This window comes from Adlercreutzia sp. St.1H8, assembly GCF_059728655.1.
In genome coordinates this window covers 164,306-184,841 of the sequence record NZ_AP039376.1, presented here as the reverse complement: position 1 = coordinate 184,841, position 20,536 = coordinate 164,306, and the positions used below count along the sequence as shown (strand labels likewise).

Annotated in this window: 13 protein-coding genes, 4 tRNA genes and 1 riboswitch; of the genes, 6 read left to right on the top strand and 11 right to left on the bottom strand. The window is 67.3% G+C overall.

The window, feature by feature from the left end; genetic code table 11:
• Positions 1 to 2 precede the first annotated feature (2 nt).
• Together AC6I0Y_RS00755 and AC6I0Y_RS00750 are read right to left on the bottom strand one after the other, a co-directional pair.
• Positions 3 to 3,947: a hypothetical protein gene (locus AC6I0Y_RS00755; RefSeq protein ID WP_497732264.1), complete on the bottom strand. Its 3,945-nt coding sequence runs from the start codon at positions 3,945 to 3,947 to the stop codon at positions 3 to 5.
• A gap of 415 nt (positions 3,948 to 4,362) precedes the next feature.
• Positions 4,363 to 4,438 (bottom strand) — tRNA-Arg (locus AC6I0Y_RS00750).
• 172 nt (positions 4,439 to 4,610) lie between these two features.
• Positions 4,611 to 4,710: riboswitch (glycine riboswitch) on the top strand.
• A 92-nt stretch (positions 4,711 to 4,802) separates the two neighbouring features.
• On the opposite strand from AC6I0Y_RS00750, the gene AC6I0Y_RS00745 reads away from it, so the two are divergent.
• Positions 4,803 to 6,350, top strand: coding sequence for an alanine/glycine:cation symporter family protein (locus tag AC6I0Y_RS00745; RefSeq protein ID WP_497732261.1), 1,548 nt, complete (start codon positions 4,803 to 4,805; stop codon positions 6,348 to 6,350).
• Positions 6,351 to 6,560: 210 nt separating this feature from the next.
• On the opposite strand, the gene AC6I0Y_RS00740 is transcribed toward AC6I0Y_RS00745, so the two are convergent.
• The 3 genes from AC6I0Y_RS00740 to AC6I0Y_RS00730 form a co-directional block, all read right to left on the bottom strand.
• The gene (locus AC6I0Y_RS00740; protein ID WP_160708334.1) at positions 6,561 to 7,088 is read right to left on the bottom strand and encodes a shikimate kinase; all 528 of its coding nucleotides are present in this window, start codon (positions 7,086 to 7,088) and stop codon (positions 6,561 to 6,563) included.
• Position 7,089: 1 nt separating this feature from the next.
• Positions 7,090 to 8,082, bottom strand: coding sequence for a DMT family transporter (locus AC6I0Y_RS00735; protein ID WP_497732259.1), 993 nt, complete (start codon positions 8,080 to 8,082; stop codon positions 7,090 to 7,092).
• Positions 8,083 to 8,691: 609 nt separating this feature from the next.
• Positions 8,692 to 10,749, bottom strand: a complete 2,058-nt coding sequence (locus AC6I0Y_RS00730) for a DUF2207 domain-containing protein (RefSeq protein ID WP_497732257.1) — start codon at positions 10,747 to 10,749, stop codon at positions 8,692 to 8,694.
• 176 nt (positions 10,750 to 10,925) lie between these two features.
• Between AC6I0Y_RS00730 and AC6I0Y_RS00725 the strand changes: the two genes are divergently transcribed.
• Positions 10,926 to 11,016, top strand: a tRNA-Ser gene (locus AC6I0Y_RS00725).
• A gap of 278 nt (positions 11,017 to 11,294) precedes the next feature.
• On the opposite strand, the gene AC6I0Y_RS00720 is transcribed toward AC6I0Y_RS00725, so the two are convergent.
• The 4 genes from AC6I0Y_RS00720 to AC6I0Y_RS00705 form a co-directional block, all read right to left on the bottom strand.
• A complete protein-coding gene (locus tag AC6I0Y_RS00720) occupies positions 11,295 to 11,657 on the bottom strand; it encodes a guanylate cyclase (protein ID WP_497732255.1) in 363 nt (120 codons plus the stop codon).
• Between the two features lie 109 nt (positions 11,658 to 11,766).
• Positions 11,767 to 12,318: a LemA family protein gene (locus tag AC6I0Y_RS00715; protein WP_497732253.1), complete on the bottom strand. Its 552-nt coding sequence runs from the start codon at positions 12,316 to 12,318 to the stop codon at positions 11,767 to 11,769.
• A gap of 237 nt (positions 12,319 to 12,555) precedes the next feature.
• The gene (locus AC6I0Y_RS00710; RefSeq protein ID WP_497732252.1) at positions 12,556 to 13,590 is read right to left on the bottom strand and encodes a 4-(cytidine 5'-diphospho)-2-C-methyl-D-erythritol kinase; all 1,035 of its coding nucleotides are present in this window, start codon (positions 13,588 to 13,590) and stop codon (positions 12,556 to 12,558) included.
• Positions 13,587 to 14,075, bottom strand: coding sequence for a nucleoside deaminase (locus tag AC6I0Y_RS00705; RefSeq protein ID WP_497732251.1), 489 nt, complete (start codon positions 14,073 to 14,075; stop codon positions 13,587 to 13,589). The genes AC6I0Y_RS00710 and AC6I0Y_RS00705 overlap by 4 nt, the downstream gene beginning before the upstream one ends.
• 105 nt (positions 14,076 to 14,180) lie before the next feature.
• On the opposite strand from AC6I0Y_RS00705, the gene AC6I0Y_RS00700 reads away from it, so the two are divergent.
• Positions 14,181 to 14,268: transfer RNA gene (locus AC6I0Y_RS00700), tRNA-Ser, on the top strand.
• A 542-nt stretch (positions 14,269 to 14,810) separates the two neighbouring features.
• On the opposite strand, the gene AC6I0Y_RS00695 is transcribed toward AC6I0Y_RS00700, so the two are convergent.
• Positions 14,811 to 16,301, bottom strand: coding sequence for a citrate/2-methylcitrate synthase (locus AC6I0Y_RS00695; protein WP_160709211.1), 1,491 nt, complete (start codon positions 16,299 to 16,301; stop codon positions 14,811 to 14,813).
• Positions 16,302 to 16,553: 252 nt separating this feature from the next.
• Here AC6I0Y_RS00695 and AC6I0Y_RS00690 point away from each other — a divergent pair.
• The 3 genes from AC6I0Y_RS00690 to AC6I0Y_RS00680 all read left to right on the top strand — a co-directional run bounded on the left by AC6I0Y_RS00690 (position 16,554) and on the right by AC6I0Y_RS00680 (position 19,604).
• Positions 16,554 to 16,630, top strand: a tRNA-Arg gene (locus AC6I0Y_RS00690).
• Between the two features lie 271 nt (positions 16,631 to 16,901).
• Positions 16,902 to 18,269, top strand: a complete 1,368-nt coding sequence (locus tag AC6I0Y_RS00685; RefSeq protein ID WP_160709209.1) for a magnesium transporter — start codon at positions 16,902 to 16,904, stop codon at positions 18,267 to 18,269.
• Positions 18,270 to 18,281: 12 nt separating this feature from the next.
• On the top strand, positions 18,282 to 19,604 hold the full coding sequence (locus AC6I0Y_RS00680; RefSeq protein WP_497732249.1) for an Nramp family divalent metal transporter: 1,323 nt from the start codon (positions 18,282 to 18,284) through the stop codon (positions 19,602 to 19,604).
• Positions 19,605 to 19,920: 316 nt separating this feature from the next.
• Here the strand turns inward: AC6I0Y_RS00680 and AC6I0Y_RS00675 are convergent, their stop codons facing one another.
• Positions 19,921 to 20,406, bottom strand: coding sequence for an RrF2 family transcriptional regulator (locus AC6I0Y_RS00675; protein ID WP_497732248.1), 486 nt, complete (start codon positions 20,404 to 20,406; stop codon positions 19,921 to 19,923).
• Positions 20,407 to 20,536 lie beyond the last annotated feature (130 nt).

The window sequence follows — 20,536 nt, the reverse complement described above, 5'->3', positions numbered from 1 at the left end:
GCCTAGGACTCGTCGGCCGGGGTCTGCGGCTCGTCGCCCTCCGCAGGCTCAGGCACGACAACCTGGGTCTTGCTCCACTTCTGGGTGACGGTGTAGCTGCCGTCCTGCTTGGTGTAGGTGTTCACCACGCCGGAGGTCTTATGGCCGTCGTCTTTGTACGTGTTGCGGAAGTTGACCTGCGGGAGGACGGCGCCCTCCTGCGTGTCGTCCTCGATAATGACGCCTTGCGTGGCACTCTCGCCATCGGCTATCTCGAAGTTGGCGCCGCTGTAGGACACCTCGGTCACCGTGAAGTAAGAGCCCGCGGGGAAGCGGCCCAGCACGATCTCCTGCGAATCGTTGGCGTCAAACTCCAGGGCGTGATAGGCGTCGTAGATGACGTTATGGCCCTCGCCGCTCTCGACGGACTCCTTGTCCTGATAGCCCACTACGTGGAAGACCACGGTGGCGCGCTCGCCGTCGATGGTGCCCTCCTCGGTCTCCGGGAATCTCTCGAGCGTCTTCACGATGCGGAAGCTGCCGAAGTGCGTCGGGTCGTCCGGCGTCGTCGGCTCGTCCGGCACGTTGGGATCGGGGCGGCCGATGTGGATGAAGCCGTTGCAGCCGATGCCGCCGCCGTTGGTGTTGGAGCTGTTGCCCGTGACGAACACGCAAGCAGCGCTGCGGGCCGACACCTTGGCCTCGGCGCTCGGGTCCGCGGTAAGCGCCATGATGCGGTTGGCCTGGGCAAAGCCATTGCCCTCGGGGAACTTGTCGATGTGGTACACGCGGTAGTAGGCCAAGGGCTCGGTGCGCGTGGCGGCCTCCAGCTCGCGCGGGGCCAGCTTCGAGCCGTCGGCCTTAAGGTAGAGCCCTTTGTTGGCGGGGCTGCCGTCGGCATTCTGCATGAAGCCGCCATCGGCGTAGCGCTTGAAGTCCAGGCAGATGAGGTTGGGGGCGTTCTGCAAGCCCAGCTCGTAGAAGCCGGTCATGGAAGAGCGGAAGCTCTTGCCGCTTTGGTAGCTGTTGAGCTCCACACTCGCGCCGTCAAGCTTGTACGCACTCTCCAGAGCCAACTCTTCATCGAAGTCGCTATTCTTGACCCATAGGTACCAACCCAAGTTGTTAGCACGGGGACCAGAGGAGTTGGCTCCCAGCTGCCCTCCTTCACCCGGGAGAGTCACTTTCGCCACTCCATACTTGGCGTAGTCCACCAGCGCTTCGCCCTGGGCGGGGCTCGCGCTCATCCAGCCCGTCCAGTTGTACTCGGAGCGGTGGCTGCTCTCGCAGTCCTCCGGGCAGCTGGCGTCATGGCCGCCGAGCATCGTGCCGTAGACGGTGGCGCGGTGCGCGCTGAAGAAGTCGTTGGCCTCCAGGGGCTCGACCTCGCCCTTCTCGTTGCGCCAACCCGCATGCTTGAGCGTGCGATAGTCGTTGTAGCTGTCGTACTGATCGTACGTGTTTTCAACCACCGCCGAGGACTTCATATCCCAAATACGGTCGCCCGGGTCGTTGCCCTTGGGGCCGGGGCCCTTGTCCTCGGCGAGCATGGCCCAGCGGTCGCCGTACTCGTTGGGGTTGGTGGTGTGGTTCTCGCCCAGGGCCTTGTTGTCGAAGATGGCCGCGTCCTGGGTGATGACGGTGCTGTTGCTGCACGCGCCCACGCCGCCGCCTAAGCCGCTGGCCTCGTTGCCCGAGACCACGGGGTACACCACGTTGAGGAAGCCATCGACGGGCACGAACAGGCCGCCTCCGCCGTAGTCGAACACGGTGTTGGTGTGGTTGTTGGTGACGTAGGTGCCGGTGGTGACGTAGCTCAGGCGCGCCACCTTGTCCTCATCACGGCGACCGGAGGTCATGCAGAACATGCCGCCGCCCTCGCTAGCCTCCGCCCAGTTGGCAGCCACCACGGTGTTGCGCATGGTAAGCAGGGGCATCTGGTACTTGGCCTCGCCCGGCATGGCCAAGCCACCGCCGGCGTCGGCCGCGCGATTGGACGTGATGACGGCACCGTCGATAGCAGCGTCGCCCATCGAGAAGATACCACCGCCGCCGGACACGTAGAAGCCCGTGCGCTCCTTGACGGCATCAGAGTAGTTGTTGGTAATGGTGGCGCCAGTGAGGACAAGGCGGTTCGCGCTGACGAGCGAGTCATCCTTCAGCCGGGGCGCCACGTAGATGCCGCCGCCATCGCGACGAGCGCGGTTACCCGAGAAGACGGCGTTCTCGCTCACCGTGAGCGACGCGGCCTTGGCCACGTAGATGCCGCCGCCGTTGTACGTGTCCGGATGCTCGTTGGAGCCGTCCGTCTCCGCCGCGTCCTCGGACGCCTTGTTGCCGGCCACCACGGCATTGCCGCCGATGGTCGCCTTGCCATCAGCCAGGTACACGCCGCCGCCGTTGTTGGCGGCCACGTTAGCGGCGATGGCGGCGTTGCCGCCCACAGTCAGCGTGCCACCGGCCTGGTAGATGCCGGCGCCGTTGGCGTCCTCGCCCGCGGCGGATGCGCTGCCGCTGCCGGCGATGACGGCGTTGCCAGCCAGGGTCACCGTGGCGTTACCGGCCTTGATGGCGTGGGCGCCCCCGGCGTTGGTCAGGCGGCCGCCGCTCATGGTAAACGTGGAGTCGTCCTCCACGGCGACGAGGGCATTGATGCCGGAGGCCTCAATGGCGCCGCCGGCAGCTTTCAGATCCAGGTGCTCCTCGTGACGCGTCTCGGCCGTGGTGCCGGCGCTGCGGTTGGTCTTAGTGGTGGTCACATAGTAGGTGAGCTCATGGCTGGTCTCGTCATAGGAGGCCAGCTTGCCCGCCGCCGAGGCCAGCACGCCACGCTCCTCGCCTCGGCACTGGGACTTGAGCGGAGCCGCCGCCGTGGAGTCGGTAAGGGTGAAAGCGATGCCACTCTGCACGGTAATGAGCGCGCCGCCGTTCACCGCGCTCGCCTCGCCGTCCGGAAGCGTGAGGTTATGACCCGCCAGGTCAAGCGTCGTGTTAGCGGTGATGGTCAGCGGCCCCTCGGCCTCGATGTCGTCGTCAAGCCTGACATCCCCGCCCCGCTCGAGCGCGGCCTTGAGGTTCTCCCAGCTGTTGATGCGCGCGTCCTTGAGAGTCACCGACACCTGGTAGGTGGCGGCCTGCGCGTCGGCGCTCACCACGTAGGCGCCCGCGGCATCGGCCTCGAGAGGGGCAGCCTGGCCGGCACCGGGGGCAGCGGCCGGGGCGTCTGTGCCCTCAAGCGGGACGGCCGTGCGGATAACGGTGACGGACTCGACCTCGTACCCCTCGGCAGGGCTCACGGTCAGGGCGAAGTCGGCCGGAGCCTCGGCCTCGATGGAATCGCCGTCGCGGTACGTCGCTCCCGCGTAGGCAACGGCGCCCTGGTCGGCCGGCTCCACGGAGAGCTTCACGACGGCCTTCGCGGGAGCCGCCTCGGCAGCCTGGGCCGTCGGGTCTTCCGCGGCCGGAGCCTCAGGGGCAGGCTCGGCCTGCGCGTCGCCCTGGGGGTCGCTCGCCGCGTCGGCCGGCTCCTTGCCGTCCGCGCCGCCCTTCACGTCAGCTCCGGCCGGCTCATTCGAACCGCGCGAGCCCTGCTCCGTGGTGTTTTTTCCATCCCCCACGGGGTTGCTGACCGAAGCCGCAACCTCGTCGGCCGGCTTCTTGTCCTCAGCCGGAGCCTCGGCCTTCGGCTGCTCCTGCGCGTCCTTCTTGTCCGCCGCGCCCGTGACGGGCAGCGCGTCTGCCTCGGCCTTCGGGGCTTCCGCCTGCTCGATGGGAACCGGGGGCTGCTCCTTCTCCATCGCGTCCCAGGTGACGGACGATCCGCCGCCCGCCGCCGCAAAGGCGATGCCGCTCAGGGACAGGGCCGCGCATACGGCGACGCCGCCCACGATGAGCTGGACGCGCTTCTTTCCCCAGGTGTGGTTCTTCGGCGTGCTTGGCTGCGCCGGCTTCTGGTTCGAGCCACCCATGGCCATCCTCCCTCGTTATCAGACCAGTCGCAAAGCGACCGTTCCTCAACTGGCAGAACATCCTCTTCGGGCACTGCGACGCTCGGCCATCCTCCCGACCGTGCGCACAAGCCCCATGGCTCTCTCCCGACGACGAGCGCCGGGGGGGTGACGCAACAACGTTACGGGTCGCGCCCGCGTTTCTCGCCAAACGCCGCGCGACCATGGCCACTACCGCCCCTGCCCCTTCCAGAACGGCGGAGCAGATTGCCCAAAGCGGATAGTTCTCCATCAAAAAACGTAAATATACGGTTTACATACTAATAACGACCCTCTGGCACGACAATACCGTGCAAGCGCCACCGGACACGAACGACCGACCACAGGTAACGAATGCATGACAAAAAGGAGAGCTTGAGGAAGACGGCCTAGAAACTGGCGCCCCTGAGAGGACTCGAACCTCCGACGCACGGTTTAGGAAACCGACGCTCTATCCGCTGAGCTACAGGGGCGCGCTTTGAGGTCGGCGGGGAGCTGCTCGGGGCCGTCCGCTGCGCCGACGACCCCGATTCTACCATTTCGCCCCAGCCTTCCATTGACAAGCCGACCGCCCTGCCTATAATTTGCAACGCAATCACATAGCGTACCCCGCTGAAACGCTCTGAATCCACGGAGACAGGGCGCGGAGGGGCCTCTGGAGAATCCCGAATACGGGTGCCGAAGGTGCAAGGCGCTGCCACGCGGCCGCGCTGAAACTCTCAGGCAAAAGGACAGAGGGCGCTTATCTTCGCGCTCATCTTTCCTTGCCCCGCATAGCGTGCTTCTCCAGAGCCTCCTTCTTCGGCGGACATCGCCCACAAGAGAAGGAGGATTTTCGTGGACGACGTGTTCGAGCCCATCAACAACGTACTGGGCATCATCGATGACTTCATCTGGGGCGTGCCCCTCATGGTGCTCATCCTCTTCGGCGGCCTGCTGCTGACCGTGCGCCTCAAGGGCCTGCAGTTCAGCCAGCTGCCGCGTGCGCTGCGCTACATGATCAAGAACGAGGACGACGGCAAGGGCGAGGTCACCAGCTTCGGCGCTCTGTGCACCGCGCTCTCGGCCACCATCGGCACGGGCAACATCGTGGGCGTGGCCACCGCCATCGTGGCCGGCGGCCCGGGCGCCCTGTTCTGGATGTGGCTCGCGGCGCTGTTCGGCATGGCCACCAAGTTCTCCGAGGGCCTGCTTGCCGTGAAGTACCGCTCCATCCGCGAGGACGGCCACGTGCTCGGCGGCCCGTTCTACTACATCGAGCGTGGCATGGGGCCCAACTGGCGCTGGCTCGCCAAGATCTTCGCCTTCTTCGGCATGTGCGTCGGCCTGTTCGGCATCGGAACGTTCACGCAGGTCAACTCCATATCCGGCGCCATTACCGGCTTCTTTGACCCGGACAAGTCCGCCATCGCCTTCTCGCTGTTCGGCATGGACTACTCCATCGCCACCGTGGTGGCGTCGCTCATTCTGGCCGTGCTGGTGGGCCTGGTGGTCGTCGGCGGCCTGCGCCGCATCGCCAGCGTGTCCGAGCGCGTCATCCCCGCCATGGTGGTGGTGTACGTGGGCTTCTCGCTCGTGCTCATCATCGCCAACATCCAGATGCTGCCCGCAGCGCTCGTGACCATCGTGCAGAGTGCGTTCGGCCTGCAGGCGGCGGCCGGCGGCATGCTCGGCGCCATCATCATCGCCATGCAGAAGGGCATCGCCCGCGGCATCTTCTCCAACGAGGCCGGCCTGGGCTCGGCCCCCATCGCCGCTGCGGCCGCCCAGACCAAGGAGCCGGTGCGTCAGGGTCTCGTGTCCATGACCGGCACCTTCCTCGACACCATCGTGGTGTGCTCTATGACGGGCCTGGCCATCGTCATGACCGGCGCCTACAACCTGCCGGGGCTCGAGGGCGCGGCCGTCACCACCGCCGCATTCCAAGCGGGCCTGCCGTTTTTGCCGAGCGAGGCCACGGCCTTCGTCCTGATGGCGTGCCTGGTGCTGTTCGGGTTCACCACCATCCTCGGCTGGGACTACTACGGCGAGCGCTGCCTTGAGTACTTCAGCAACGGCAACATGAAGGCCGTGAAGGCGTACCGCTGGCTCTACATCGCCGCCGTGTTCATCGGCCCCTACATGACCGTGAGCGCCGTGTGGACCATCGCCGACATCTTCAACGGCCTGATGGCCCTGCCCAACATGGTGGCGCTGGTAGCGCTGTCCGGCGTGGTGGCCAAGGAGACCCGCAGCTACTTCGCGCGCCTGAAGGCCGCCAACGGCGTGGAGAGCGCCATGGCACCGCGCCCCGACGACGCGGCCGACTGGAAGGCCCCCAAGGATCCCGCCGCTCCGGTGCCCGCCGGCCTCGACGACGATCTGGAGCTGGAGCCGTCGCTGTAGCGGCGTCTCACCCGAAGACGCGGGGGCGCCTGTCGGCCGCCCCCGTCCCGCATGAGAAAGGCGGGGCGCCCGCGCTGGGACGTCCCGCCTTTCTCGCGTTCTGCGCTTGCTCCGGCACGACCGGAAGGCAGCGGAGGCTGTTGCGGCGCAGCGTGCGGCGCGAGGCCTCCTCAGGAAATCCCACCTCCGGCCCGCCTCACGCACCGCCCGCTAGGCCAGCGCTGCAGCCACCTTGCGGGCCGCCGCGGTGATGCTCAGATCGTTCACGTCCACCACGATGTCGGCATAGCGCTCGTAGAGCGGCTTGCGCTCATCGTAGAGGTCGCGCAGGCTCATGGAGATGCCGCCCTTCAGCACCACGCCACGTTCCTGCAGGTCAGACAGGCGGTTCTTCAGCTCGTCGTAGCTGATCTGGAGGTACACGATGCGACCGATCTGCCCAAGGTGCTCCATGGCCGCGTCAGAGTACACCGCCGATCCGCCCGTGGACACGATGGTGCGCTCGCACTCCAAATCGGAGAGCACCTGATTCTCTACCTCGATAAACCCATCGGGTCCGCAGGCGTCGAGCAGCTTCTGGAGCGTCTTGTCACACTGGTTCTGAATAAGCAGGTCGGCATCGACGAAGCGGTAGTTCATGATCTTGGCCAGCACGATCCCCAGCGTCGACTTCCCCGCGCCGGGCATCCCGATCAGGACGACGTTGTCGCGCCCGGCTTCCTCGATTTTCTCCCTCATCTCAGCTCCTTCCGTCAAGAACTTCCTCCAGCTCACCGGAGGCCCCATTGTCGCCCACCAGCAAGTCGGCGGCAGGCGCAGGGGCCGGGATGTCTCCGGCTTGTTGACCACGGGGGCGCAGCGGGAACACCTCGCTCAGCACGATGGCCGCGAAGATGAGCCCAAAGCCCGCCACCAGGCGCATCGTGAGCGCCTCGCCATAGAGCAGCACCGAAAACGCCACGCCGAACACGGCCTCGAGCGACAGCAGCAGCGACGCCTGGGCCGGCGGCACATGGGCCAGCGCCACGTTTTGGATGACGAGCGCCACGCACGACGCGAGCACGATCAGGTACGCCATGTTAAACAGGAACTCGGGGCTCACCGCGGCCGCATTCGGCAGCTCCTCGGTAAGGGCGCCGATAACCACGCCGCACAGCCCCATCGTCCAGAACTGGAACACGGTGATGGGCAGCACATCGCATCCCTGCGCGTACTTGCTCACGAACACGATGTGCAGTCCGAAGAACACAGCGCACACAAGGGTCATCACGTCGCCGAACTCCACGGCCTGCGTGCCGGGCGCCAGCGACACGAGCCCCATGCCCGCCACGCACAGCACAGCTGCCATCAGGTTGAACACGGTGGGCCGCTTGCCGGCCACCGCCCAGAACATGAACGGCACCATCACGCAGTAGGTGGCCGTGAGAAAGGCGTTCTTGCCCGGCGTGGTGAAAGCCAGGCCGATGGTCTGCGTCCAGTAGGCCAGAAACATCAGCAGTCCCAGCACCGCGCCGCGCCGCAGCTGCTCGCGGGTGAGCGCCGGACGCACGCGACGCCACAGCACCACGGTAAGCAACGCCGCCGTGATGAGGAAGCGCACGCCGATGAGCCATGCGGGCTCCATCACGTCCACCGCGTCCTTCATCACCACGAAGCTGAGCCCCCATATGACGGTGGCCAGCACGATCAGCAGCTTGTAGGCGGCTGGCGGTATGTTACGCAGAGCAGTCACGGAGCAGCATTATAGTCGGCCTGGCGAAACGCGGCCACAACTTGCAAATTTGAACGGTTTTGCACTGCGCGAGCGGCTTTCTCGGGGACAGATGCGCAGGCGGGTTTACGTTTGCCCAGGTCGATAAAGTCGCCATGTCGCGGTAGCGCGGGATTCGCGCGGTATCTCAGTGCAAAACCGTGCGAATTTGCAAATCGCGCGCGAGAAGCGAAGGTTCGGGAGGCGCTAGGAGGCACGCGGACGCAATCGCCAACGGGGAAACGACCTGGCGGGCGGTTTGGAGGTGCTGGGTGGGAGCCGGGTGGAGGGCGCCGGGGACTGGGCGGAGCTGGGAGGGAGCTGGGCAGGCGGGGGGGCGGGAACCGGGGCGGGCGGGAGCCAGGCGAAGGGGGGGGGCAACTGCCGGATGCCGGGACTGAGCGGGGCCGACTGCCGGAAGCCGGGCAGGATCGACTGCCGCGGGCCGGGCGGGGCCGGGACCGGGGGGGGCGGAGGCGACTGCCAGGTGCCGGGACCGGGGGGCTGGGCGGGGCGGCCCCGACTGCCGCGGGCCGCCCCACACACTGGGCCGCCGAAGCCGCGAGCCGGCCCCGGCGATCCCCACAACCGCTAGCGAGCGCCGCCGCCTCCGCCGAACCCGCCGCCTCCGCCGCCGGAGAAGCCCCCGCCGAACCCGCCACCGCTGCTCGAGCCGCCGCTCGCAGCCGACACAGCGGCCTGCGCCGTCGACACCGTGTTCGCCACTGACGTCCTCATCAGGTCAGACACGCTCGGCATGGGCGCGCCTCCCACGCCGCGGCCCGGCGCGTACCACACATACCACGGCACATAATGGGGGGCAGAAGCGCCGTCGTCCACCTCGAGCACCTCCGGCACCGTCTCGCGCAGCTCCCTCATAACGCGCTCGGCCACGCCAAACAGGTAGGCGTACACCATGAACTCACCCCACACCTTCACGTCCGTCGGCGGGCGCTCGTCCAGGTTGGAGAAGTCGCGCAGCCAGTTGCGTAGGGCCTTGCAGCGTGCCGTCAGATCGTTGCCGACGCGAGTGCGGCGCGGCATGTAGTTGGCGATGACCAGCAGCGCGATGCCCGTGGGGATCAGCAAGATCGGGGGAATGAAGTTCTCCATGGTCACCCCTAGGAAAAGCCCGGCTCCCAGGGAGAGAAACGCGACGACGCCCATGGCAGCGCCGATGCGTCGACCCGGCTTCTCGAAGAAGTGGCGGGCGTACACCTCGGTCTCGAGCGTGGCCTGCCACGACTTCATGGCGGCAAGGAACTCCTCCGGATGCTTGCGGCCGTACTCGCGGATGGAGCCCAGCCACACCGAGGGACGGCCCTCGGCGATGCGGCGGAACAGCAGCGCCAACGTGGCCTTCTCCACCGGATCGGTCCGGGCGTCGGCTATGGCGTAGTCGATGGTCAGGTAGTAGTCATCCACCATCCGCCCCTTGGGGTCGGCATAGCTCCCCTTGTCGATGCGCACCGCGCCCACATGGGCCAGGTGCATGAGGGTGGCCGTGAAGTCGTCGTGGCTCTCGCGGTTCCAACGCCACAGGCGGCCGATCACGGCCGGCTGCATGCCGCGCTTGGGCACGTCGCGCCAGTACTCGTCGGTGAAGTCGGGCTTATACTCGCGGCCGAATCGCAGGAACAGCAGTATCGCCACCGCCAGCATCGCCACGCAAACCAGCGCGATCCCCACGATGAACAGCAGCGACCACGCACGCTGGGCGTTGGCCTGGTCGGCCCACGACTGCTCCTGGGAGAGCACGGTCTCCAGGCGGAAGGTGCCCTGATGGGCCCTGCGCGCCTCCGGGCTGAGGTTGGTGAGCCACTCGACGGGAAACACCACGCGCGCCTCGGCGTACTGGCCCGCGCGTACGAGCGGCACCTCGTAGGTCACCGTGCCGTCGGCCCTCACCGTTACCGTGCCGTCGAGCGGCCCGTGGCCCCACGCACGCACCTCGCCAGCGCCGGCGCGAGGACTCTCGCCCTCGGCCCAGCTCCCGGAATCGTTAGCCGGAGCGCTCACCGCCGCATCGGCCGGCAGCGGCAGCTCGACGGTCATGTTTACGTTGCGGGAGTCCACCGCCCAGCCCTCGGGAACATACTTCCAGTACACCTCGGCCACGTCCTCGTAGGCCTGCACGCCGTTGACCACGGTGTAGTCCAGCTCGAAGATCATCGTGGCATCTTCCACGTTGAAGAACGCGTACACGGTGTCTTGCGGCTCGTCGAAGGACCACGCGTCCACGCCAGGGCCGCCGGCCTCGCGCCACGCCAGCTGGAAGGTGACCCGCTGAAGCGGCACCCAGTCGCCCACCACGTTGCCCGCATCATCCACCGGAGCCATGCGCATACCGTTGACCTGCACCTGCGCGTTGCTCGGCAAGTCCTCGAAGGTCCACCACACCGCAGTGAACGACCCGTCGAAGGCGAAGGTGCGCTGCTCCACCACGTGCAGCGAGCCGTCGGTCTGCACCTGCGCCGTGGTGTCCACGCGCGGACACTCGTAGGACTTGGCCAGGGCCTGCGTGGCCCCCAGCGGCGAAAGCGAAGCGGGCAGGATGCTGAGCAGCACCGCGACGACCAGCAGCGGGGCGGCTGCGAACAGCGCGAGCGGGCGACGGGCGCATGGGCGGGCCAAGGAACGTGAGGGCACGGAAGCCTCCTTCGCGTAGGGCCGAACAGCGCGCGACGCGACGACGCGCGGGCAGCGGACGACCCCGGTCTGGCAGGGATTCCTCTCATTATACTGTACGCCCGGAAAGCCCGCGGAAGTGCGGAAAACGCCGTTGCGCGGGGCGTCCAAGTCGGGTATGATTCATTCTTGCTATTGGAGAAGTGACCGAGAGGCCGAAGGTGCTCGCCTGCTAAGTGAGTAAGCCCCACAAGGGCTTCCGGGGTTCGAATCCCCGCTTCTCCGCCAGCCTAGAACAGCCCTCCTGACCGGAGGGCTTTTTGCTACCAGAAGGCGATCAAGCGCAGCGGGGATTCGAACCGATGAGGTGGAAACGCGTGAGGAAAACGCGCCGGTGGCGCGTTTTTAGCGTTTCGTCCGACCGAGCTTGCGAGGGAGGGGCTGAGCGCTCGCCGAAGGCGGGCGCGGGAATCCCCGCTTCTCCGCCAGCTCTGACAGACCCCCGGAGACGGGGGTCTTTTCGTTGCCGGAAGCCGCCTGAGCCCCCGCGGGGATTCGAGCCTCCCCTATCGCTGCCAGGGCCAACGGCGCTTGACGGCGGCCTTCACGGGCTTCCTCTTGTAACTGGGGTGGTGCTTGAGGAAGAGGTGGTTGCACCAGCGGGTGATGGCCAAGCCGATGAGGGCGACCACCAGGAAGCTTGCGCCTAAGTCGAGCACGCCGGCGTTGGCCTCGGCCAGCGCGTAGAGGGTCACCAGCCCGAAGAACACGGAGAGCACGCCGGTGATCCACGTGAACACGCGGATGAGCACCTCCTTGGCGCGCGCCGGCGAATGGCGGTAGGTGACCACCAGGTAGATGACCGCGGCAATGGCCGCAAGCGCAATGACGAGCGGAATCACCCGCGAGAGCCGCGCTACCAAACCCATGGTTCCACCTCGCCTTCTTGCTGTCGCGCCGCCCCGCCAGGCGAGCCCGCGCCCTCACAGGGGGGGCATGCCGCCTCAGGGCGCGCCTTCCGCCTTCTCGTCTCTGGCGCTAGAACTGCACCTTCGGCGCCACCTCGGCACCGGCGTCCGCGTCAAAGCTCGGCCGCGCCGTGAAGCCCAGCGCACCGGCCAGCAGCACGGCGGGGAAGGTCTGGATGGCGGTGTTGTAGTTCATCACCGTGTCGTTGTAGCTCTGGCGCATGTAGCTGATCTTGTCCTCGGTCTCGGCAAGCTGCGCCTGAAGCTGCTGGAAGTTGGCGTTCGCCTTGAGCTCGGGGTAGGCCTCGGCCACGGCGAACAGGCCGCGCAGCGCGCTCGTCAGCGCGCCTTCCGCCTGCATCTTGTCCTGCGGGGTAGTGGCGCGCGCCACCGCGGCGCGGGCCTCGGTGACCGCTTGGAGGGTGCCGCTCTCGTGGCCGGCATAGCCCTTCACCGTCTCCACCAGGTTGGGGATGAGATCCTGACGGCGCTGCAGCTGCACGTCAATCTGCGCCCAGGCGTTGTCCACGCGGTTGCGCAGCTTGACCAGGTTGTTGTAGAGCCCGATCACCACCACCAGAATGACGATGATGACGACGGCGACGATGATTCCCACTACCATGGCTTCTCCTCCATCTCGACTTCCGCCAGTCTACCGCTGATGGGCGGATCGGACGGCCGTAGTTCTCAAAATGTTGACGATCGCACGATGCGCACCGGACTTCGGGCGGAACGAGCGATCGAGCCGCCCGCGCGAGGGGACGAACGGCGGAACCGTGCGGCACGGGTCGGGCGGCCGGGCGGCGGGGCGGGGCGCCGGGCGCCGCGCCGGGGGGGGGCGCCCGCCCAGCCGAACGCGCTATGCGGGCAGCGCCGCGGCACGCGTGCCAGCGAAGCTGGTGGCGCGCGCCCACCAGCCGCGGCGCTTCGCCTCGGCCGCGGCGCGACAGGCGGCGTCGAAGTCCTCCATCACCACGAAGGTAGCCGCACCGCTGCCGCAGAGCAGCGCGTCGCGCGCGCCCGGCTGGGCGAGCGCCCAGGCGCGCACCTCGGCCAGAGCCGGCTCGAGCACGTCGGCAGCCCCCTCCAAGTTATTGACCAGGGGGATCTCCGCCGCGTCCTGCGCGTCGCGCGCAACCTGCAGCAGCTCGGGGGGAACCGACGCGGGGTCGGCGTCGAAGGCCTCATAGGCCGCGGCGGTAGACACGCCCGCCAGCGGCTTCACGAGCAGCACGGCCTGGCGCAACGGCGCGAGCTGACGCACGAACCGCTCGCCGGCGCCGTCGAGCAGCGCGCAGCCGCCGTGCAGGAAGAAGGCCACGTCGGCGCCGAGCGCGGCGGCCGCCTCCTCCAACCGCCCATCGTCGGCGGCAAGGCCCCAGGCGCGGGCGAGGGCCAGGAGCATGGCCGCCGCATCGGACGACCCGCCGCCAAGCCCCGCCTGATGCGGAATGGCCTTCTCCAGCCGGACGTCGATGGCGCACGGCGCGTCCTGGCCCAGGGCGCGGGCCAGCAGGTCGGCCGCACGAAACACGATGTTCTCGCACGCGGGAATGTCCGGCACGCCGCCAGCGCCCTTGTCGGTCACGTCCACGGTGACGCGCAGGTTGCACGCCGGCCCGCCGACAGCCGCATGGGACGGCAGGTCATCCCCGTCCGGCGCCTGATCGGCCGGACGAACCTGCACGTGCAGCGTGTCGTGGAGCGCGAGGGCGTGCATGACGGTGAGCACCTCATGGCGACCATCGGCGCGGCGCTCACCCACTCCCAGGAAGAGGTTCACCTTGGCCGGCGCCATCGCCCGCACGCTCCCCGGCCCCATGAACGCGAGCGCGCTCCACTGCGCGTCACGGGCCGCGCCCAGCATGTCGACGGTCAGGGGCTTGTCGCTCATCTTTTTCTCCTGCTCGCGAAGAACTCCTTCAGCAGCCCGGCGCACTCTTCCCGGCAAACGCCCGGGGTCACCGAAAACTGGTGGTTGAGGCGCTCGTCCTCGTGCACTGCGTACAGCGTGCCCAGGGCGCCGGCTTTCTGGTCGGACGCGCCGTAGACGCAGCGGCTTACGCGCGCCTGGTGCATGAGCCCCGCGCACATGATGCAGGGCTCCAGCGTGACGTAGACCGTGCAGTCGGTCAGGCGCCACGCATCCAGGACGCGGGCGGCCTCCTTCAGGGCCAGGAACTCCGCATGGCCCGCCGGGTCGCGGTCGGTCTCGCGCCGGTTGTGCGCGCAGGCGATGACCTGCGGCTCGGCCAGAGGGCGACGCGTGCCGCGGTCGATGGGCTGGTATACCACCACCGCGCCGATGGGCACCTCGCCCATGGCCGCGGCGGCGCGCGCCTCCGCAAGCGCCAGCTGCATGTAGTCTTCGTCAGTCATGACGGCCATTATAGGAGAAGCGCCCGCTCCGGCGACCGGCTGCGACGCGAAACTATGGTATCCTTACCCGCAGATGAGCCGGCTGCGCGCCGATCATCGCTTACTGGAGGCGTGGCCGAGTGGTTGAAGGCGGCAGTCTTGAAAACTGTTGTGCCGCAAGGTACCGTGGGTTCAAATCCTACCGCCTCCGCCAGAACGCGACGAGCCCCTGCAATGGGGCTCTTTTCATGTTTGAGAGAGTTGCAGCCTGCAGGCGGCAGGGTTCGAACCGATGAGGCGGAAGCGCGTGGGGAAAGCGCGCCGATGGCGCACTTTCCGCGCTTTCAACCGGCTTAGATGCCGGGATGAGACCCGTCGAGGAGCCTCACATCCAGCAAACAGCTCTTCGATGGCACTAATCGGCGGTTTGGTACGGTGCTTAGGGCCAAAACCAGCGTCTCCGGCAGCGTCGCCCAATCGCGACCTGGGGTTTTGCTGTAAGGCCAAGCGCAGGGCGGCGTCTGGGGTCGCGCAAAGCGTACCAAACTGCCGATTAGTGCCATTGCGGGGCGAAAAAGTGGCATCGGCGCCTCGCTCCACGCGCCACAGGTCCCCGCCTCACGCACCGCGAGACTCGAACGCGCCGCCACCACGCACTCGTGGCTCCTGCGCACCTGCGCCCGCTGCCGACCCCGCAGCCGCATCCCAGCCCGCCTCACCCCGCGCGGCGTCGCCCGCGCCCCGCGCGCACCGCGCCTAGCGCTCGGCGATAGGGAGGTACGCGCGGCGGCCCGGGCGGGCGATCTTGTAGGCCGGACGAATGATGCGCTTGCCCGAGCCGATCTCCTCGAAGCGGTGCGCGGCCCAGCCGGCCAGACGCGCGCAGGCGAACAGCGGTGTGAACAGGTCTTGCGGAATGCCCATCATCGAGTACACGAAGCCCGAGTACATGTCCACATTGGCGCACATGTCCTTCTTGGTGCCCTTCTCGCGCAGGATGACCTCGGGGGCCAGGCGCTCGATGGACTGCAGCAGGTTGAACTCCGCCTCGAACTCGGTGCCGCGGGCAAGCTCCTCGGCGAAGCGCTTGCAGATGACCGCGCGCGGGTCGGACAGCGTGTACACCGCATGCCCCATGCCGTAGACCAGGCCTGTCTTGTCGTAGGCCTGCTTGTTGACGATGCGCGCCAGGTAGTCCGCCACCTCGTCGTCGTTCTCCCAGTCGGATACGGCGGCCTTGATCTCGCCCTGCATCCCCAGCACCTGGTGGTTGGCCCCGCCGTGGCGGTGGCCCTTGAGCGACCCGATGGCGCCGGCGTAGGTGGAGTACGGGTCGGTGTCCGACGAGGTCAGCACGCGCGCGGTGAACGTCGAGTTGTTGCCGCCGCCGTGCTCAGCATGCAGGCACAGCATGATGTCGAGCATGCGCGCCTCCTCCGCCGTGAACTGGCGGTCGGGGCGCAGCATGGAGAGGATGGTCTCGGCCGTGGACTGCCCGGGGATGAAGCGGTGCATGATCATGGACTCGTGGTCGTAGCGAGCGCGCTTGGAGTAGTAGGTGAGCACCATGATGCGCGGCAGGCGCGAGAGCAGCGAGAGCGCCGTGTGGATCTCGTGCTCGGGCGAGCGATCCTCGGCGAAATCGTCGTAGGCGTAGAGCTGGAGCACCGAGCGGGCCAGCACGTTCATAATGTCGGGCGGCGTATGACGCATGAGCATGGACGCGGTGAAGCCGTCGGGCAGCTCGCGCTGGGAGTCGATGACCTCCACGAACCGGTCGAGCTGATCCTGCGTGGGCAGCTCGCCCATCAGCAGCAGGTAGGCCACCTCCTCGTAGGCGAAGCGGCGCTCGGGCGAGAGGTCGCCCAGCAGGTCGTAGAGCTCGTAGCCGCGCAGGCGCAACGAGCCGTCGTCAGCTATCTTGCGGCCGTCGTCGGCCACCGTGTAGCCGTGGACGTTGGAGATGTTGGTCATGCCCACGATGACGCCCGTGCCATCGGCGTTGCGCAGGCCGCGCTTCACGTCGTAGCGCGCGTACTGCTCCGGGGGAATGTCGTTCACGCTGTGGAACTTGTCGAACAACGCGACCTTACGGGTCTCCTCCTCGTCGAGGGGGATCACCTCGTCCGCGGTGACGCTCGCGTCGAAGGCGCGCGTGTCCACGTCAAGCGAGGGGTCATAGGCCGCAGGGCGGCCGACCTCGGGCGACTGAGGGCTGGCTAGGTGGGTCGGCTTGTCCGCGTTCATGCAGGTTCCCTTCTCGTTTTGCGCCTATGATAGCGTGTGCCGCCAGGTGCGATCCCTCCGCATCGCGCCGTCTTCGGCAAACGAGCGCGGCCGTGAGGCCGGCCAGGGGCGAGACAAGGCCGGAGAAACCCAGGGCGCCCGACCCGCCCGCGAAGGCGCTTTCTTACAGGATGCAAAACTTTCCGTGTTTCGGAAAATTCTGATTGACAGCCCCAGGAGGCCATGGTTAAATAGGCTTCGCTGTTTCGATGTGCGCCGTTACCTCAGCTGGATAGAGGGACTGACTACGAATCAGTACGTCGGGGGTTCGAATCCCTCACGGCGCACCATTTCAGCATCTCAGATCCGCAACGACTGGCAACAGCACGTGCGGTTTTTTGTTGTCTAGGGAAAGGAACGTACTTGAAGGTTCGAAAATCGAAACCTCACAGTATGTAACCTTCCGGCTCCCCTCCCTGCGTCGGCAGCCGGAAGACGGCTGTGACGCATCGAACCCGCGCCCGCTCGCAATCTGATACCCGGCCCGCCGCGTCTCTGGCATGCGGCCGCCGCCTTGTCTTCGCGGACGCGTCGATGCGCGACGACGTAAGGGATATGCCTATGCTCTACCTATCGCAAATGCTGGGCAAGCCCGTGATCGATTCCACGGGCGAGAAGATCGGCACCATATCCGACCTGGCCATATCCACGGGCGAGGTCTTTCCGCGTATCACCAGCCTGGCCTTCCAGGGGCCGGGGAAGGTGCCGTTCATGATCTCCTGGCGCAAGTACGTCGACCTCTTCGACGAGGACGGCATCACGCTGGCAGTGCCCGCCCACGACATCCGCTTCAGCTACCTGCAGCCTGACGAGGTGCTGCTGACCCGCGACTTGCTCAATCGGCAGATCGTGGACACGCAGGGAATGAAGGTCGTGCGCGTGAACGACCTCAAGCTCTCGCAGTCGGGCACGCAGCTGCGGCTGCTCGGCGCCGAGGTGGGCGTGCGCGGCATCCTGCGCGGGCTGCATCCTTGGATCGAGAAGGCGGCCGTCGCCGCAGGTCGCGCCTTCGGCCACAAGATCGACGAGCAGATCATCGCCTGGAACTACATGGACCTGCTCGACCGCGACCTCTCCGAGGTGCAGCTCTCCGTGACGCACCGGCGCCTAGACGAGCTGCACCCCGCCGACGTCGCCGACATCCTCGAGCAGCTCGACCCGCAGCAGCGCGCCGCGGTGTTCGAGCACCTGGACGACGCCCAGGCCACCGAAGCCATCTCCGAGATGGAGGACGAGTACCAGGCCGAGTTCATCGACGACCTGGACGACGCACGTGCCGCCCGCCTCATCGGCGACATGGATCCCGACGACGCGGCCGACATCGTGCGCGACCTGCCCTACGAGAAGGCCGAGACGCTGCTGCGCCTCATGGGCGTGGAAGACGCTGCCGAGATTCGCCGCCTGCTCGGCTACAAGGACGGCACGGCCGGCGGCATGATGACCACCCAGTTCGTCTCCGTCGAGCGCGACAAGACGGTCGGCCAGACCATCGAGGTGCTGCGCGAGCTGGATGAGGACCACCCCACCGTCCACTACGTCTACGTCACCGACGACTACGGCAAGCTGGTGGGCGTGCTCTCGCTGCGCACGCTCGTGCTCACCGAGGACAGCCGCGTCATCGGCGATGTCATGTTCGACGACGTCATCACCGCCACCCCCTCCGAGACCGAGGAGGACGTGGCGGCCGACATCTTCAAATACGACCTGCCCGCCATGCCCGTGGTGGACGAGCGCGGGGCGCTTCTGGGCATCGTCACCGTGGATGACGCCTGGGATGCCATCGAGGACGACGTGTCCGGAGAAAAGACACGCGCCACCTTGGGCAAGGTGCTCGGCGGCACGTTGGCCGGCATCCTCGTGCTGGGCCTGTACACCCTCGTGCTGCTGCAGATCTTGGACGCCACCGGCTTCCACGGGCTTTCCAGATAGCAGGTGGCTCCCATGAAGTTCGGGAAGGACACGCGCGACCTGGCGCAACAGAAGGCTCAGGCTCAGGCCCCGGCCCCCGCCCCGGTGGATGGGGACGTGCCGACGAAGAAACCCAACAAGATGCTGCTGGTGCTGGCGGCCATGGGACCGGGCATCGTCACGGCCATGGCCGGCAACGACGCGGGCGGCATATCCACCTACTCCACGGCGGGCGCGCAGTTCGGGTTCGGCACGCTGTGGGTCATCCCCATCATGTGCGTGCTGCTGGCCGTGGTGGAGACCACGGCCGGGCGCATGGGCGCGGTCACGGGCAAGGGATTCGCGGCGCTCATCCGCGAGCGATTCGGCATCCGGCTGACGGCGCTCGCCATGCTCGCGCTGCTCATCGGCAACGTGGCCACCACGTTTTCCGAGTTCGCGGGTATCGCCAGCGGCATGGAGATGTTCGGCGTGTCGAAGTACGTTTCGGTGCCGGTGGCGGCGCTGGCGGTGTGGCTGCTCGTGGTGGGAGGCTCGTACAAGCGCGTGCAGAACGTGTTCCTGGCGCTGTCCTTCGTGTTCGTCACCTACATCGTGGCGGCGTTTTTGGCCGAGCCCGACTGGGGGCAGGCGCTCCACGACACCGTGGTGCCCCAGGTTAACGGCGAGCCGGCGTTCATCGCGCTCGTCATCGCCATGATCGGCACCACCATCGCGCCGTGGATGATGTTCTTCACCCAGTCCAACGTGGTGGAAAAGGGACTCACGCCCCGCGACCTGCCGCTGCAGCGGGTGGACGCCGTGTCCGGCACCATCGCCGCATGCCTGGTGGCATGGTTCATCATCGTCACCACTGGCGCGGTGCTGCACCCGCAGGGCATCGCCATCGACAGCGCAGCCGACGCGGCCCACGCGCTCGCGCCCTTCGCCGGGCAGTACGCCGAGGCGCTGTTCGCCATCGGCCTGGTGGCGGCGTCGTTTCTGGCGGCGTGCGTGCTGCCGCTGACCACCGCGTTCGTCATCTGCGAGGCGTTCGGATGGGAGGCCGGCGTGTCCTTCAAATGGAAGGAGGCGCCCACCTTCAAGAGCATCTTCACGTTCGTCATCGGGTTCTCCGCCGCCGTGGTGCTCATCCCCGGCATCAACCTGCTGTCGGTGATGCTCACGGCGCAGTTCGTCAACGGCGTGATCCTGCCGGTGCTACTGGCGTTCATGGCCATCATCGCCGCCGACAAGCGCATCATGGGCGCGCATCGCTCGCGCCTCGTGTCGAAGGTGCTCGTCTGGGCAACCGTCGGCGTGGTGGCCGCGCTCACGGTGGCGCTGCTCGTGATGCAGCTGCTCGGCCTGGCCTGAGGCGCGCTGGGAGCAGGTGCCGGAAGCGGCAGGCGCGCGGGAGTGCCGCCTGCGCCGGGTGCGCACGCGACGCAGGCGGCGGGCGGCGGACGCGGGGGCACGCAGGGCGCGGCGGGCGCCGAACGGAGCGGGCGCGGCGGACGGACGACGGGCGAAGCGAGGCGAGGGGACGGACGCGCGCTCGGACGGGGCGCGGGGGCGCATTCGCTCGGCCGAGCCGACCGCCCGCCCTTCACCGCGCTCCCCAACGCACGCAGGGGCGACGCCTCTTCAGACGCCGCCCCTCCGGCACACGCTTGCTCCGGCGCGATTCGAGCTAAGCTATCTTGGCTTCGGGGATGAGCAGGCGCTTGGACTCGTCGCTCAGGCGCTCGGCCAGGTACTCGCGGCTGCGATCTGCGTCCTTCGCGCAGTCGAGCAGCATCTCCAGCGTAATGGCGTCGAGGTACGCGTCGTAGCTGTCGAGCACCAGCTCGTACGCCTTCTTCACATTCCCCACCATGGCCGCGTTCTTGCGATCCTCCCGGCGAGCGCGCGTGGTGTCCTTCGTGTCCTCGTCGATAGCAGCGATGACCTGCAACAACGTGATGTTGGCTGGGTCTCGCGCCAGGCGATAGCCTCCATGCTTGCCCGGGCGCGCCTCGATGATGCCGGCGTTCCTGAGCAGCTGGGCCAGCTGGATCAGATAGTCGCGGGGGATCGACATGTCGTGAGCAATATCCTTAGACGAGCACGTGCCGCTCTGCTCGGCCAGGTACAAGACGGCGCGCAGTCCGTAGTCGGTTGATGCCTTGAGTTGCACTGCAGCCTCCTAACCTAACGTCTACGATGTGAACTCGCCGGGGAAGGCGCAGAATCTCGAGCGTCTGGCGCGGGTAGCGCAGGATCGTAGAATGGCATGGTCAGCGGAATCGGGGGGACGTGAGCGCTCC

Bases quoted from the DNA above. Each gene is read 5' to 3' on its own strand.
- AC6I0Y_RS00755 (WP_497732264.1), bottom strand. From the start codon at position 3,947: ATGGGTGGCTCGAACCAGAAGCCGGCGCAGCCAAGCACGCCGAAGAAC.
- AC6I0Y_RS00740 (WP_160708334.1), bottom strand. From the start codon at position 7,088: ATGAGGGAGAAAATCGAGGAAGCCGGGCGCGACAACGTCGTCCTGATC.
- AC6I0Y_RS00720 (WP_497732255.1), bottom strand. From the start codon at position 11,657: ATGGGTTTGGTAGCGCGGCTCTCGCGGGTGATTCCGCTCGTCATTGCG.
- AC6I0Y_RS00715 (WP_497732253.1), bottom strand. From the start codon at position 12,318: ATGGTAGTGGGAATCATCGTCGCCGTCGTCATCATCGTCATTCTGGTG.
- AC6I0Y_RS00710 (WP_497732252.1), bottom strand. From the start codon at position 13,590: ATGAGCGACAAGCCCCTGACCGTCGACATGCTGGGCGCGGCCCGTGAC.
- AC6I0Y_RS00705 (WP_497732251.1), bottom strand. From the start codon at position 14,075: ATGACTGACGAAGACTACATGCAGCTGGCGCTTGCGGAGGCGCGCGCC.
- AC6I0Y_RS00695 (WP_160709211.1), bottom strand. From the start codon at position 16,301: ATGAACGCGGACAAGCCGACCCACCTAGCCAGCCCTCAGTCGCCCGAG.
- AC6I0Y_RS00685 (WP_160709209.1), top strand. From the start codon at position 16,902: ATGCTCTACCTATCGCAAATGCTGGGCAAGCCCGTGATCGATTCCACG.
- AC6I0Y_RS00680 (WP_497732249.1), top strand. From the start codon at position 18,282: ATGAAGTTCGGGAAGGACACGCGCGACCTGGCGCAACAGAAGGCTCAG.